Origin of the sequence: Paenibacillus dendritiformis, assembly GCF_021654795.1 — a bacterium.
Taxonomy (GTDB): Bacteria; Bacillota; Bacilli; order Paenibacillales; family Paenibacillaceae; genus Paenibacillus_B.
Map to the genome: position 1 here is coordinate 2,231,150 of NZ_AP025344.1, position 15,964 is coordinate 2,247,113.

Annotated in this window: 9 protein-coding genes; all 9 read left to right on the plus strand. The window is 56.1% G+C overall.

Going from position 1 to position 15,964, the window contains the following annotated elements; all coding sequences use genetic code 11:
• Positions 1–87 precede the first annotated feature (87 nt).
• Positions 88–1,011, plus strand: a complete 924-nt coding sequence (gene fabD / locus L6439_RS09710; RefSeq protein WP_168182728.1) for an ACP S-malonyltransferase — start codon at positions 88–90, stop codon at positions 1,009–1,011.
• Positions 1,012–1,139: 128 nt separating this feature from the next.
• Positions 1,140–1,886 (plus strand): 3-oxoacyl-[acyl-carrier-protein] reductase, encoded by a 747-nt coding sequence (gene fabG / locus L6439_RS09715; protein ID WP_213470277.1) that lies wholly within the window; start codon positions 1,140–1,142, stop codon positions 1,884–1,886.
• Positions 1,887–1,994: 108 nt separating this feature from the next.
• Positions 1,995–2,231: an acyl carrier protein gene (gene acpP / locus L6439_RS09720; protein WP_006676625.1), complete on the plus strand. Its 237-nt coding sequence runs from the start codon at positions 1,995–1,997 to the stop codon at positions 2,229–2,231.
• A 126-nt stretch (positions 2,232–2,357) separates the two neighbouring features.
• Entirely contained in the window at positions 2,358–3,593 is a 1,236-nt protein-coding gene (gene fabF, locus L6439_RS09725; RefSeq protein ID WP_168182730.1) for a beta-ketoacyl-ACP synthase II, read from the plus strand.
• 12 nt (positions 3,594–3,605) lie between these two features.
• The gene (gene rnc / locus L6439_RS09730) at positions 3,606–4,304 is read left to right on the plus strand and encodes a ribonuclease III (protein WP_168182731.1); all 699 of its coding nucleotides are present in this window, start codon (positions 3,606–3,608) and stop codon (positions 4,302–4,304) included.
• A gap of 214 nt (positions 4,305–4,518) precedes the next feature.
• Positions 4,519–8,088 carry a chromosome segregation protein SMC gene (smc, locus tag L6439_RS09735; RefSeq protein WP_213470279.1) on the plus strand — a complete coding sequence of 1,190 codons (3,570 nt, stop codon included), beginning with the start codon at positions 4,519–4,521 and terminating at the stop codon, positions 8,086–8,088.
• A 14-nt stretch (positions 8,089–8,102) separates the two neighbouring features.
• Positions 8,103–9,107, plus strand: coding sequence for a signal recognition particle-docking protein FtsY (gene ftsY, locus L6439_RS09740; RefSeq protein WP_168183100.1), 1,005 nt, complete (start codon positions 8,103–8,105; stop codon positions 9,105–9,107).
• A gap of 1,867 nt (positions 9,108–10,974) precedes the next feature.
• On the plus strand, positions 10,975–14,049 hold the full coding sequence (locus L6439_RS09745) for an RCC1 domain-containing protein (protein WP_213470280.1): 3,075 nt from the start codon (positions 10,975–10,977) through the stop codon (positions 14,047–14,049).
• Positions 14,050–14,694: 645 nt separating this feature from the next.
• A complete protein-coding gene (locus L6439_RS09750) occupies positions 14,695–15,912 on the plus strand; it encodes a bis-aminopropyl spermidine synthase family protein (protein WP_213470281.1) in 1,218 nt (405 codons plus the stop codon).
• The last annotated feature ends 52 nt before the right edge of the window (positions 15,913–15,964 follow it).

The following is a 15,964-nucleotide window of genomic DNA, read 5'->3' on the forward strand; positions in this document are numbered from 1 at the left end:
ATCGCACCGAAATATCGCGAATATCGCGAATCACGGCGCCGTGACGTAATACATTATAGATATCAGTCATTGGAAGGAGTGTGCCCTATGGGCAAATTGGCATTTGTCTTTCCTGGACAAGGCTCGCAAGAGGTCGGCATGGGCAAGGACGTGTATGATGCCGTGCCGGCGGCGCGGGAAGTGTTCGAGACCGCCGATCGGGTTTTGGGATTCCCGTTGACCGAGATGATATTCCACGGTCCGGAGAGCGACTTGAAGCAGACGTCGAACACGCAGCCGGCGCTGCTGGCGACGAGCTGGGCGCTCTATCAGGCGCTCGAGCGTCATCATATCCGGCCCGATTATGTGGCCGGACACAGCCTGGGCGAGTACGGGGCGCTCGTGGCGGCCGGCGTGCTCCGCTTCGAGGACGCGCTTGCCATCGTGCGCCAGCGCGGCCAGTTCATGGAGCAGGCGGTCCCGAACGGCCTGGGGGCGATGGCGGCGGTGCTCGGCGCTGAACGCGATCGGCTGGGGGCCCTGTGCGACGATATCTCGGCCGCCGGGACACCGGTCGAGATGGCGAATCTGAACTGTCCGGGCCAGATCGTCGTGTCCGGATCCCGCGAAGGGATCGAAGCGGCGGTCGAGCGCGGCAAGGAAGCCGGAGCGAAGCGGGTCATTCCGCTCGAAGTCAGCGGACCGTTCCATTCCGCGATGATGAAGCCGGCGGCCGAGCGGCTCGGCGAGGCGCTGCGGGCCATCGAGATGCAGGATGCGCGCATTCCTGTCATCGCGAATGTGACCGCCCGTCCGGCCACCGAGGCCGAGAAGATTCGGGGCTTGCTGGTTGAACAGGTATTTTCGCCTGTCCTCTGGGAGGACAGCGTCCGGTATTTGATCGATCAAGGCGTGGATACCTTCATCGAGGTTGGAGCGGGCAAGGTGCTGTCCGGTCTCATCAAAAAAATCGACAGATCGGTGCGCATCGTCTCCATCAACAGTCTCGAGGCGGTCGAAGCGTACGAGTGACCGATCGGATGGCCGCGTCGATGCGGTGATCGGAGGAATGCGCAATGGCCGGATGACATCATCTCGTGTCCAAGCCGATTGAGCATACAGACGACTTGAATCGAAGCTATTGCGAAAGGGGAATACCGATGTCCAGCTTGGAAGGAAAAACTGCGCTTGTCACAGGAGCGTCCCGCGGTATCGGCCGGGCGATTGCCATTCATTTGGCGGAAGCCGGCGCCGATGTCGTCGTCAATTATGCCGGCAGTGAAGCGGCGGCGGCCGAGACGGCGGCAGCGATTGCGGCTCTTGGACGCAAGGCTGTCACGGTGAAGGCCAATGTCGGCAAGACGGAGGAAGCCGAGCAGCTTGTCAAGACTGCATTGGAACAATTCGGAAAAATTGACATTTTGGTGAATAATGCCGGCATTACAAGAGATAATTTAATTATGCGGATGAAAGAGGAAGAGTTCGATCAGGTGATTGAGACGAACCTGAAGGGCGTATTCAACTGCATCAAAGCCGTGACGCGCCCGATGATAAAGCAGCGCTCCGGCCGCATTATCAACATCTCGTCCGTCGTCGGCGTGCTGGGCAATCCCGGACAAGCCAATTACGTCGCGGCCAAGGCGGGCGTCATCGGCTTGACGAAGGCGTCGGCCCGCGAGCTCGCTTCCCGGGGCATTACCGTCAACTGCGTCGCGCCGGGCTTCATCGAGACCGAAATGACTGATGTGCTCTCGGAAGATATGAAGGCGCAGCTGCTCAGCGAGATTCCGTTGGGCAAGCTCGGCCAGCCGGCGCATATCGCCAAGGCGGTCCGTTTCCTCGCTTCGGAGGATGCCGAGTACATGACCGGCCAGACGATTCACGTCGATGGCGGCATGTATATGTAGGGCTTTTCAGTCTATGAATCCATGGACTTTAAGCATTATTTTGTAAGAGGTTTTGATATGGTAATTTAAAATGTTTTTTCGTATAATACCAAGGAGGAGGTGAACCGGATGTCAGCAGAAGTGTTTGAGCGAGTGAAGCGCATCATCGTTGAACGCCTTGGCGTAGATGAAGCGGAAGTAACACTGGAAGCATCTTTTAAAGATGATCTTGGCGCTGATTCCCTCGATGTTGTGGAATTGGTCATGGAATTGGAAGATGAGTTTGATATGGAAATCTCTGATGAAGACGCAGAGAAGATTACTTCGGTAGGAGAAGTAGTGAATTACATACAATCTCATAAGTAAGCAGGTAGTGAGTCCCGTTCAAGCAGTAACGGGACTTCTCCTCATTTACGTTGTATGTAGCGCGTTGTCTACCTAGGGATGCGCTTGATGAATAGAACTCGGAACTCATGATAGAGGTGATACGCGTTGAAACAGAGGGTTGTAGTGACCGGGATGGGAGTGGTAACGGCTCTCGGTTCTGACCTCGATACGTTGTGGAGGAGCCTGATGGAAGGCAAGTCAGGCATTTCGCAGATCGAGGCGTTCGATACGACCGATTTCCCGACGAAGATCGCTGCTTCCGTGAAAGATTTCAATCCGGAAGACTATATAGATAAGAAGGAAGCGCGCCGTATGGACCGCTTCGTTCAATTCGGCATTGCCGCGAGCAAGAAGGCGCTGGACGATGCCAAGCTCGACATGGACCAGACGAATCGGGATCGGGTCGGCGTCATCGTCGGTTCGGGCATCGGCGGACTGGGAACCTGGGAAGAACAGCATCGCGTTTTGTTGGAAAAAGGGGTTAAGCGAGTCAGTCCTTTCTTTATTCCGATGATGATCGCGAACATGGCGTCAGGCCATATCTCGATGATGATCGGCGCGCGCGGCCCGAATACGGCTGCCGTATCCGCATGCGCGACCGGCACCCACTCGATTGGAGATGCGTTCAAGATCATTCAGCGCGGCGACGCGGATGTCATGGTCTGCGGCGGTGCGGAAGCGACGATCCGCCCGATCGGGATGGCCGGATTCTGCGCGATGCGCGCCATGTCCACGCGCAATGACGAGCCGGAACGCGCGAGCCGGCCGTTCGATGTCGACCGCGACGGCTTCGTGATGGGCGAGGGCGCCGGCGTGCTCGTTCTCGAGTCGCTGGAACACGCGCTGGCCCGCGGAGCCCGCATCTATGCGGAGGTAGCCGGCTACGGAATGAGCGCGGATGCGCATCATATTACGGAGCCGGATCCGGAAGGTCCTGCGCTCTGCATGACGAGAGCGATTCAGGACGCGGGATTCGAGCCTGAGCAGATCGATTATATTAACGCGCACGGAACATCGACCCCAGTCGGGGACAAATCGGAAACCCGGGCCATCAAGGCCGCATTGGGTGACCATGCAAGGAATGTAGCAATTAGTTCTACGAAGTCGATGACAGGACACTTGCTTGGTGCAGCCGGCGGAGTAGAAGCCGTCATCTGCGCGTTGACGCTGCAGCATGGCATGATTCCGCCAACAATCAACTTAGAGAATCAAGATCCGGAATGCGACCTGGATTACGTGCCGAATGTGCCGCGCAAGGCGGACGTCCGCACCGCCATGTCGAACTCATTCGGCTTCGGAGGGCATAACGCGACCGTTGTATTAACGAAATACGAAGCGTAAGGAGTCAGACTGTTGAGTGTAGAATTGAAGCAGTTACAGCAGAAACTGAACATTCATTTCCGAAACAGGCAGCTGTTAAAGCAGGCGTTTACCCATGCTTCCTACGTAAACGAACATCGCTTCGGTCAGCACCAAGACAATGAACGCCTTGAATTTTTGGGCGATGCTGTGTTGGAGCTGACAGTGTCCGAATTTTTGTTCCATCAATGTCCGACACGGCCCGAAGGAGAACTGACCAAGATGCGCGCATCGATCGTCTGCGAGCCTTCCCTCGTCAAATTCGCCAATCAGCTGCAGTTCGGCAAGTATGTGCTGCTCGGCAAAGGCGAAGAGCTGACCGGAGGGCGGACACGCCCAGCGCTGCTGGCCGATGTGTTCGAGTCGTTCATCGGTGCATTGTATCTCGATCAAGGATTGGAGCCTGTTCGGGAGTTTTTGCGGAATCATATTTTTCCGCAGATCTCGCTTGACGGCAAGCTGCAGACGAATGATTACAAGACGCAACTGCAGGAGCTCACGCAGCACCATAACCTGGGAGCGCTTGAGTATCGTATCGTAGAGGAACGCGGGCCTGCGCATGAACGGGAGTTCGTGTCCGAGGTTCACATGGGAGAGACCTGTCTGGGCCGCGGAGTCGGCCGCTCCAAGAAAGAAGCGGAGCAGCAGGCTGCGGCTGAAGCCCTCGAGCATTTGGTTATTCCGAAATCATAAGGTACTGTTAGGCCGGCGGGACGCTGCCGGCCGGTTTCGCAGAAAGAGCAAAGAGCAGCGCGCGAGACGGAACGGATGCCATTCCGTGACAGGCTGGTTTTTGCTCTTTCTTTGTCCAGATCAGGGGCTTGGCCAGGCAACATGGACAACCGGATGGAGAGGGCTGATTCGGATTGCGATATGGTACAATAAATATTGAGGTGAATGAGGAACGATGTTCTTAAAACGGTTAGAACTGGCGGGCTTTAAGTCGTTCGCGGACCGAACGGAGTTAGAGTTCGTTCAGGGAATTACCGGTGTCGTCGGCCCGAACGGCAGCGGCAAAAGCAATATATCAGACGCTATCCGATGGGTGCTCGGCGAACAGAGCGCCAAATCGCTGCGGGGCGGCAAGATGGAGGACATTATCTTTGCGGGCAGCGATGCGCGGAAGGCGGTGAACTTCGGGGAAGTCTCGCTGACTCTGGACAATAGCGACGAGACGCTCGGTCTCGACTTCCATGAAGTGACCGTCACCCGGCGCGTTCACCGTTCGGGGGACAGCGAATATTTTATTAACAAGCAGCCCTGCCGCTTGAAGGATATTACGGAATTGTTCATGGATACAGGCATTGGCAAAGAAGCCTATTCCATTATCGGGCAAGGCCGGATCGAGGAGATTCTGAGTACGCGTTCCGAGGATCGGCGCGGTATTTTCGAGGAAGCGTCCGGCATTGTGAAGTACAAGTCCCGCAAGCGGGATGCGAAGAAGAAGCTGGATGATACCGAGCAGAATCTGCTGCGCATTCACGATCTGGTCGTGGAGCTGGAGGATCAGATTGGACCGCTCAAGGAGCAGGCCGAGAAGGCGCGCCACTTCAAGCAGCTCAAGGAATCGCTGAAGACGAAGGAAATCGCCGTCTACGTTCATCAGATCGAGCAACTGCACACTTCCTGGCAGCAGGCCAATGCGAAGCTGTCCGAACTGAAGGAACGGGAGCTGGCGTTGTCCACGGTCGTAAGCGAGCATGATTCGAAGCTGGAAGTGCACCGGGTCGAGCTGCGCAAGCTGGAGGAGGAGCTGGAGCGGCTGCAGGCGACGCTGCTGCATTACAGCGAGGAGTATGAGAAGTGCGAGGGCCAGGGCGAGGTGCTCCGCGAGCGCAAGCGCAACCTGGTCGCGAATGAGCAGCAGATGCGGGCCAGCCTGGCGACAACATCGGAGCGGATGCGGACGAAGCAGTTGGAGGTTCAGGCCGTCCGCGAGAAGCTGCTGTCGCTGGAAAGCGAGCTCGTCGAGACGAAGGGGCTCATTCATGCGGAGGAGGCGCGGCTTGTCGGCGTAACCGGAGGGACAAGCTCCGATGCGGAAGAGAGCCTCAAAGGCGAACTCCTCGACATTATGAACCAGATGGCCCAGCAGCGCAACGACATCCGCTATTACGATCAGCAGAAGGAAGCGCTGGACAAGCGGCTGCACAAGATGAAGCAGGGCCGCGCGAAACGGGAGCAGGAGCAGGACGATCTGCGCAAGCGGATGGATGATGCGAAGCGGCGCATGGAGACGATGGCCGAGGATCTTGCATACATACGGAACCGGTATTTGCAGGAGAGCGAGCAGCTGAAGAAAGATGAAGCGCTGCTAGGCGAGACTGAGCAAGCGGCCCGCAAATGGCAGCAGCAAGCCGATGCGCTCGTCTCGCGCCGCGATACGATGAAGGAGCTGGCGAATGATTACGACGGCTTCATGCTCGGGGTCCGGGAGGTCCTGAAGGCGGCCCGGCGCAACAGCCTGCAGGGCGTTCACGGGGCGGTAGCCGAGCTGATCCGGGTGCCGGAAGAGCTGGAGACCGCGGTCGAGACCGCGCTTGGCGCGGCGCTGCAGCACATCGTCATGGAAAATGAAGCCGTATCCCGGGCGGCTATTACGTTCCTGAAGCAGCGGCAATTGGGACGGGCCACGTTCCTCCCGCTTGATGTCATCCGGAGCCGGACGATGAATGAGTCTGACCGCCGGGCTCTGGAAGGCGCCCCGGGATATATCGGCATCGCTGCCGATCTGGTGCGCAGCGACAAAGCCTATGCCAATGTGGTTGGAAGCCTGCTCGGCAATGTCGTGCTGGCGGAGACGCTGGAGGATGCGAACCGGATTGCGGCCCGCCTGCAATACCGCTACCGTATCGTGACCCGCGAAGGGGACGTCGTCAATGCCGGCGGTTCCATGACCGGAGGCAGTCTGAACAAGAAGAATGCCAATCTGCTCGGGCGGCAGCGCCAGCTCGAACAGCTCGACGCCGATATCAAAGCGACGGACAAGCAGTTAACGAAGCTGAACGAATCGGTTGCCGAGCTGAAGAAGCGAACCGCCGCAGCCGTCAAGCGGCTGGATGATCTGCGCGAGCAGGGCGAGAGCAAGCGCATCAGCGAGCAGCAGTTGGCCAGCGAGCTGACTCAGTTGGAGAAGGAAGAACGGCAGCTTGCCGAATTGCTGGAGATGGAGGGCCAGGAGCTGGCCCATGCCGCCGAGGAGATGTCGACCCTGGAGTCCGGGCGCAGAACGGCGGAGCTGCGGCTGGCTGAGCTGAAAATCGAGGAGGATCGTCTCCACGTCGCCATCGAGAGGGCCGAATCGGCGCGCAAGGCGAACGAATCGGCCAAGGAGGAACTGCAAACCCAACTGACCGACATGAAGGTTCGCCAGGGCAAGCTGGAGCAGGAGACGTTCTCTCTTCAGGAGCGCTTGAAGCGGGTAGAGGAAGAGGCTCATGGCTATGAGCAGGAATATACGCAGCTCACCCAGAGCTTGATTCAAGTGCAAATCGATCTCGAGACCGCCGAGCGCGAAGCGATGAAGCAGACGGAGGATCTGAATCATTTCGGCGTGAAGAAGCAGGAGACCGGGCAGCAGATCGAGTTCAAGCGCGCGGATCGCGCCGCTTCCCTGGAACGGCTGGAACTTGCCGAGAGCGATACGAAGGAGCAGCGCACCGAGTTGAAGCAGGTGGAAGAGGCAATGCGTCAGACCGAGATCCAGGCCAATCGGCTGGATGTCGAGCTCGACAATCTGCTGCGCAAGCTGAGCGACGAATACGAGATTAGCTTCGAGCTGGCGAAGCACCGCTATGCGGTGCCGGACGATATCGAGGCCGCCCAGCAGGAAGTGCGCGACCTGAAGCGCCAGATCGCTGCGCTCGGAGAAGTCAATCTCGGAGCGATTGATGAATTCGAACGAATCAATGAAAGATATCAATATTTGAGCGAGCAAAAAGACGATCTGATCGAAGCGAAAACGGCGCTCTACCAAGTCATCCGCGAAATGGAAGACGAGATGTCGAAGCGGTTCAAAGCGACCTTCGACGAGATTCGCCAGCGGTTCGTCGTCGTCTTCGCCAAGCTGTTCGGCGGCGGACGCGCCGATCTGGTGCTGCTTGAGCCGGACAACATTCTGGAGACCGGCATCGATATCGTAGCGCAGCCTCCCGGGAAGAAGCTGCAAAATCTGCAGCTGCTGTCCGGCGGCGAACGCGCGCTGACGGCCATGGCGCTCTTATTCGCCATTCTGCATGTGAAGCCGGTGCCGTTCTGCGTGCTGGACGAGGTGGAGGCTGCGCTGGACGAAGCCAATGTGACGCGGTTTGCCCAGTATTTGCGCGAATTCGCGGAGGTGACGCAGTTCATCGTCGTTACCCACCGCAAAGGCACGATGGAAGAAGCGGATGTGCTGTACGGCGTGACGATGGAGGAAGGCGGCGTATCCAAGCTGGTCTCCGTCAAGCTGGAAGATGAAGAAGCTATCATTGCATAAGGAGCGGGGGAGCTATGAGTTTTTTCAAAAAATTGAAGGAAAGCATCGCATCCAAGACCGAATCGGTTACGGCCAAGTTCAAGGAAGGCTTGGAGAAAACGCGCAAGGGATTGGTCGAAAAGGTCTCGGATCTCATTACGCGGCGCAAAAAGATTGACGAAGCGTTCTATGAAGAACTCGAAGAGATTCTGATCGGCGCGGATGTGGGCGTGACGACCGTCATGAACCTGATTGACGATCTGCGCGTCGAGGTGCGCCAGCGCAAAATCGAGGACGCGGCGGAACTGCAGCCCGTCCTGTCGGAGAAGCTGATCGAGCTGCTGCGCGGCGACGAATCGAATAAGCTGAATATGAATCCGAACGGAATGACCGTCATTCTATTCGTCGGCGTGAACGGCGTCGGGAAGACGACGACGATCGGGAAGCTGGCTTACCGCTTCAAGCAGGAAGGCAAGTCCGTGCTGCTAGCGGCCGGGGATACGTTCCGCGCCGGAGCGATCGAACAGCTGGAAGTATGGGGACAGCGCGTCGGCGTAGATGTCATCAAGCAGCAGGCCGGTTCGGACCCGGCTGCGGTCATGTACGACGCCGTGCAAGCCGCGAAGCAGCGCAACGTCGATGTGCTGCTGTGCGACACCGCCGGCCGTCTACAGAACAAGACCAACCTGATGGAAGAGTTGAACAAAATTTTCCGCGTCATCCGCCGCGAGATTCCGGATGCCCCGCATGAAGTGCTTATGGTCCTCGATGCGACGACAGGCCAGAACGCGCTCAGCCAGGCGAAGCTGTTCGGCGAGAAGAGCGGCGTGACCGGCCTCGTGCTCACGAAGCTGGACGGAACCGCCAAGGGCGGCATCGTCATCGCAATCCGCCAGGAGCTAAGCCTCCCGGTGAAGTTCGTCGGCTTGGGCGAGAAGATGGAGGACCTGCAGGAATTCGATTCCGAACAGTTCGTTCATGCCCTGTTCGCCGGACTTATCCAGGAGGCGGAAGAGAAAGAGGCGGAGGAGCAGCAATAATAATCCGAGTGCAATGCGCATAAAGCAAATCAAAGCGACTCCGAAGACGTCCCGACAAGGGGCGTCTTTTTGTGTATCTGCAATAGCTGACCGCATAACTGTTCCACTCCGCCTATTCACACCCTGTCGCCACATACGCGCACTCTCCCATCTAGTCAGGATAGGTCTACGCATCATGTCGCATATGTGCACTCTCCCTTTTGGTCAGGGTAGGTCTACGTGTCCCGCGGCATATGTGCACTCTCCCATCTAGTCAGTAGAGGTCTACGTATCGCGCCGCTTATGTGCACTCTCCCATTTAGTCAGTAGAGGTCTACGTATCGCGCCGCTTATGTGCACTCTCCCATCTAGTCAGGATTGGTCAACGTGTCCCGCCGCTTATGTGCACTCTCCCATTTAGTCAGGATTGGTCAACGTGTCCCGCCGCTTATGTGCACTCTCCCATCTAGTCAGTAGAGGTCTACGTATCGCGCCACTTATGTGCACTCTCCCATCTAGTCAGGATAGGTCTATGCATCATGTCGCATATGTGCACTCTCCCTTTTGGTCAGGGTAGGTCTACGTGTCCCGCGGCATATGTGCACTCTCCCATCTAGTCAGTAGAGGTCTACGTATCGCGCCGCTTATGTGCACTCTCCCATTTAGTCAGTAGAGGTCTACGTATCGCGCCGCTTATGCGCACTCTCCCATCTAGTCAGGATTGGTCAACGTGTCCCGCCGCTTATGTGCACTCTCCCATTTAGTCAGGATTGGTCAACGTGTCCCGCCGCTTATGTGCACTCTCCCATCTAGTCAGTAGAGGTCTACGTATCGCGCCACTTATGTGCACTCTCCCATCTAGTCAGGATAGGTCTACGCATCATGTCGCATATGTGCACTCTCCCTTTTGGTCAGGGTAGGTCTACGTGTCCCGCGGCATATGTGCACTCTCCCATCTAGTCAGTAGAGGTCAACGTGTCCCGCCGCCTTATGTGCACTCTCCCATCTAGTCAGGATTGGTCTACGTGTCAGGCCACTTATGTGCACTATCCCATTTAGTCAGTAGAGGTCTACGTGTCCCGCCGCCTTATGTGGACTCTCCCGATCAGTAGGAGCGGTATATGTTTCACGCCACTTTTGCGCATTCTCCCGATGGGGTCAGGAACGGTATATCTGCGTGGCTTTCCGCCAACGTGGTTCCCCCAAGTCCTCCCCAAAGAGAAAATGCAGCCATGGATTGAAAGCTGAGCCGAAGGGAGAGCGTTTCAATGAGTTCCGAAGGGGGGGCGACCTGACCGGATGGGAGAATGATGAAAAGAGCAAGAGGGGCAGGAAACTGCTCAGACGACAGACCACTGAAATAAGTTGCATGAATTGAAATCTGAGCCGAAGGGAGAGCGCTTCAATGAGTTCCGAAGGGGGGGGGGCGACCTGACCGGATGGGAGAATGATGAAAAGAGCAAGAGGGGCAGGAAACTGCTCAGACGACAGGCCACTGAAATAGGTCTGCATAGACGGAAATCTGAGCCGAAGGGAGAGCGTTTCAATGAGTATTCGAAGGGGGCCGACCTGACCGGATGGGAGAATGATGAAAAGAGCAATGAAGGTAGGAAAACTGTCCAGGTGGCTGGGGGGCTCGCAAGCAAAACTAAACGGCCTCAGGCCGATGGAATTCAGAACCAAGGCCGCTTATGCAGTTCATAACACCTCGACGGCTCTTTGAGATACCGTCGAGGTGCCGCTCGCTTGATGCCGCACTCCGTTGCATCCTGAATGTAAAATGAATCTATTTAGTTTTTTTGTCATAGTTCCAATTGACTACATGGCCAAGCTATTTGGTATAATTAACCGGTATACATGTGAAAGGATTCTTCAAAGGGGGAGAAGCATGAACCGGTTGCGAATGATGAAAAAGATGATGTGCGCCGTGCTCGTCTTGCTGATTATGGCACAGGCGATACCGCTAACGGCAGGAAAGGCCAAGGCGGAAGCGGCGCCGAGCGTGACCGTCCGGAAGGTGGTAACTGGGCACCAGCAGTCGTTTGCGCTGGATACGGATGGGCACTTGTGGGCCTGGGGGGCATATGACAACTTTCTTTTCGGCGGCATTTCGATGCCGAAGGTGATGGAGCTGCCGTTCGATGGCACGCGGATTAAGGATATTGCGAGCGGTTATAACTTTGTCATCGCGCTGCTGGAAGACGGAACGGTCTGGATTCGCGGCGAAGGCAGCAAGACCAAGCAATTCGAGCAGGTGCCGGGTCTGAACGGCATTGCATCCATTGATACGACGGCTTACTATGCATATGGACTGGGAGCGGACGGCAAGCTGTGGCAATGGAGCGGATATTCGCCTACATCCGGTGTGTACGATCCACCGCAGGCGAGAACCGATGTCCAGGACATCGTCCAAGTGACGGGGGGATATGTCGTCAAGCAGGACGGGACGGTGTGGAGTCTTGGGTTTGGAAGTGAAGAGCCATTGACTCAAGTCCAAGGATTGACTGACGTTGAGCGGATAGCGGTAGGCAATATCGACCAGACCGGTTATGCCCTGCGCAAGGACGGTACCGTATGGGGCTGGGGTAACCGCAAGCTGGATAAGATGAATTTGCCGGCGCTGCAGATCGATTATACGCGTTTCTTCGAAGCGGTTCCAATCGAAGGGCTGGAACACGTCAAGGCCATTGCCGCGGGTTATCATCATTTTCTTGCGTTGAAGGAGGATGGCACGGTCTGGGCGTGGGGACAGAATGAGAGCGGCCAGCTCGGCAACGCTAGCACGGCCAATAGCGGTATTCCCGTGCAGGTGAAGGGGCTCCGCAATGTAGCTTCGATTTCAAGCGGCTACCAGGTTGATCATTCCTTTGCCATTCTCGCCGATCAGACGGTATGGAGCTGGGGAGGCAACAGTGAGCGCGAGACGGGAACGCAGGAAGAGGCGAAGGCGGTTACCGTTCCGCGGCAAGTGAAGTTCACTCCGGTCGCAGGGAAGGGCGATGAGAAGTTCACGATTACGCAGGTTGGGCAAGGCGCGACCAGGGTACAAACGGCGGATAGCAACGATCAAGGCATGATCATTGCCGCCACGAAGACTCAGCTCTTGGTGTCTACGAACTATGGCGAGACGTGGAGCAGGAAGCCGCATCCTGTGAAGGATCTGTTTTATGCGGTTAAGCATGCCGGCCGCAATTTCTACTATTGGACGTACAATACGAAGAAGCCGCAGATGCTGATGTCCCGGGATGGGACGAAATGGAGCCCGGTTGCGGTGGAGGGCCCGGATGGAGCAATTACCGTAAGAAATATTATGCTGCTTAATAAGCAATATGTGCTGCTTGCCAGCTATGACGGGCAAGAGAAAACGTATATTTTCACTTCCGGAGACGGAATTAGCTGGAAGCAGACCGGCATTTTGCCTGCGGATGAAATTTACGAGGTGGCATGGAACGGCAAGCGATATACTGCATTTGGCGGGGGCCATCTCTATTACGGTGCGGCGAAGAGCCGCAATCAGTTCGTCGTCATTCCGAGTGAACAGCGGTCGGGAGAGCTGATAATTTACACATCCGACAATTTAAAGCAATGGACGCAGCAATCCGGGTCCGTTAAATCGCTAAAGTATACATTCGTAGTAAACGGAAAGCCGCGCAAGAACTATTATGTCAGCATGGCTGAGCCGGTAAGCAACGGCACGATAACGCTAATGGATGCCTATGGCAATATGTTGACGTCGAAGGACGGAATTTCGTTCACGCAGCGGCCAGCGGCAAGCGTGTTCAAGAGTATGTACGGACACGGGCCGATTTTGTCGAACGGCAAGCACTATCTTATCTATATCAGCCGCTGGCGGGATGAAGGCGTGGTTCTCACCTCGACTGACAAGGTGTCTTGGACTGAGCGGAAGATTGCGAATATTCCTTTGGCGATGACCGTACTGAAATCAGGCAAGAAATTTATCGGATTCGGGGACGGCGGGCTGATCGCCATATCGAGCGACGGCTTGAATTGGAAGATAAAGCAAAGCCCGGCGCCAACGCAGTTCACCAACGAAATTGTTAAAGCGAATGGCCGTTATGTCGCGGTCGGGTCGGAATTTTTGCACAGTGTGCCGGGGATTCTGACGAGCAAGGACGGGACTGCCTGGACGCAGGTGTTGAAGTCGGAACGCAATCAGAGCGGATATCAGGATGACATTCAATCGGTGGAGTGGAACGGAAAAATATTCGCAGCCGTCGGCGGAGCCTATACGTATACGTCGACCAACGGGACAACCTGGTCCAGACGTTCCTCCGTCCAAGGAATGAACTTGCAAAAGGTGATCTGGACTGGCAAAACGTTCGTCGCTCTGGGCCGATCGCTGGACCAGAAGCAGTACGCGCTGTATACATCCGTGAACGGCCTCAACTGGAAAGCAAGCTACCGCACTTCGAATCCGCTTCTCGATATCGCCGTTCATAACGGGACGGTCGTGGCGGTAGGAGCGAAGAAAAATAAAGCCATGGCAATGAGCAGCACGGATTTGACGAACTGGAAGGAAGCCTTATTCACGCTTGGCAAGGACAACAAGTCATGGAATGAAATGATGAAGAACTCTTTTTACGATTATGCCGGGGAGTCTGCATTTACCAGCGTGCAGTGGGTGAACGGGCAGTTCCTGATTGCGTCCGACAAAATATACGGTTCGAAGGACGGCGTGAACTGGTCTGCCATTACGGGCAGCTACGATGAGTATATGCAGGGGAATCCGGTCTGGTCGAGCAACGGGCGCATTTTGTGGACAGGGCAAGAGTACTACTATTACAAAAATAACATTATCGGGGTTTCGCAAGATTTGAAGCGGTGGCAGTTCTATCAGTTCGATGAACTAAGCGGACTGAAGCATATGATCTGGACCGGGACCGATCTGCTTGGCGCTGGGCAAGATGGATTGCTGGCAAGAATCAAGCCTAAGAAAAAGTGAACTCTAATTTATGCGCATTACCACCTATCATAAGACGTCTGCCGTTTGAGTATTATCGGTTGTCCGGAGTCTTATGCATCCGTGGCTTGATATTCGCTTCCTAATCTTGTATGATAAGAGTACCTTATAGGAATGGGGAGCTTTTGATGTCGGTGTTTTGTTCTTAACCAACCGAATTGGATATGGTGACTTCCTTCGTATGCATGCCGCAACAGAGCCGATCTGTGGCGTCTGTTTGTGATGCGCGGATGGAATGTCTCACACGTGTTAAGAACAAAGGCCATCCACGTTGAATTCTATCGATTGCGATCAGCCGTGCTCTTGAGCGCGGCTTTTGTTATGTTCGGGCCAGCCAGGCGAATGTCCGGGAGACGTGACTGATTCTGGTCCGGGCGGAGGCGCAGGTGCGGGTCCGCCTGCACGGACATGCCTGGGAAAGCTGGACGGCAGGCTGGAAGTCTGCCGCTTTCGCCAATCCGTATGTTAGGCGAAGCGCACTCCGCCGCGCAGGCCGCCGGGAAGCAGCAATCGATGAAGATGATAGGGCAGAAGATGGACGTATGTTCATTTTCTGTCCTTTTTGGCGTTGAAGCAGTCATGGCCATGTTCTATCTTATCAACCGATAAAGCGAGGTAGACTTTTCCATGAAAACCCTATTCGATACGATCCAAGAAAACATACGCCTTGATGAAGGCCCTCATGCCATAGAACAGATGGTTATCTCATGTTATTTGAAACCGGGCATTGCGACGAAAGAGCTGGCCCGGCATACAATGCTTCCGGTTCCGCTTGCGACGGCCGTCAAGAAGGAGCTTATCCGCGCCGGCCTGCTCCGGCAGGAAAGGGGAGTGCGCTGTACGCCTGCAGGCAATGCCTGGGTCGAGCAGGAATTGGATTATGACGGGCTTGATATCGCCCTGTACCATGCCTTGCTGGAGGACGGTGCGGCTTGGCGTACCTTATTGGCCGATTGGCGGAAGGACTTGAGCGGGATTTACGACGCCCGGCCGCAGGCGGACGTGCAAATCGATCAGTCGAAATGCACGATGGAGACCAGCCTGAAGCGGGCAGTGCTGTGCTTGCGCGAGCACGCGCTGATTGGCAAGCAGGTGCTCTGCATCGGGGATGACGATCTGGTCAGCATCTCGCTCGGCCTGCTGCTGAAGCGGCTATTCCCTGGGAAAAGCGGCCGGAGGACCAGGATTCATGTCGTCGATATCGACGAGCGCTTTCTGCAATATATTCACGATGTCGCGGAGCGGGAGCAGCTGCCGGTTCTGTGCCACCATGCCGATCTCCGTCAGCCGCTGCCGGAAACGCTGCACGGCCGCTTCGATTGCTTTTTTACGGATCCGCCGTACACATTGCAGGGCATGAGCTTGTTCTTGTCCAGGGGCATCAGCGGCCTCAAGAAGAGTCAAGGGCTTCCCATATTTCTGTCGTTCGCTCACAAGCCCCCCGGTTTCACGCTGGCGATGCAGCAAGAATTCATCCGCATGGGGTTGATGGTCCAGGAGATGATCCCGCATTTCAATGAATATGAAGGAGCGCAAATGATCGGCGGCCGCGGGCAAATGATTGTGCTGAAGTCGACGGAGCGGACCGTTCCGGGGGGCGACGAACGTTGCGAAGGGGCGATATACACCGGTGAAATCAGGCGGACGGAGCGCCTTTACCGCTGCAAGCAATGTCTCGTAGCGGTTAGGGTCGGCCAGGATTTGGAGATTGGCACGATTGAACAGTTGAAGCAGCGCGGCTGCCTCCGCTGCGGAGGGGTTACCTTCGAGCTTGTGGAAAAAAAACAAAGCGGCAAGACGGAGGAATCTCCACCGTTAGCGGCCCGCCAGCGGCAGCACGGATAGTTGAACGCGCCGGAATGAAAAGACCACCGGTCCGCCCTGACAGGGGCTATGG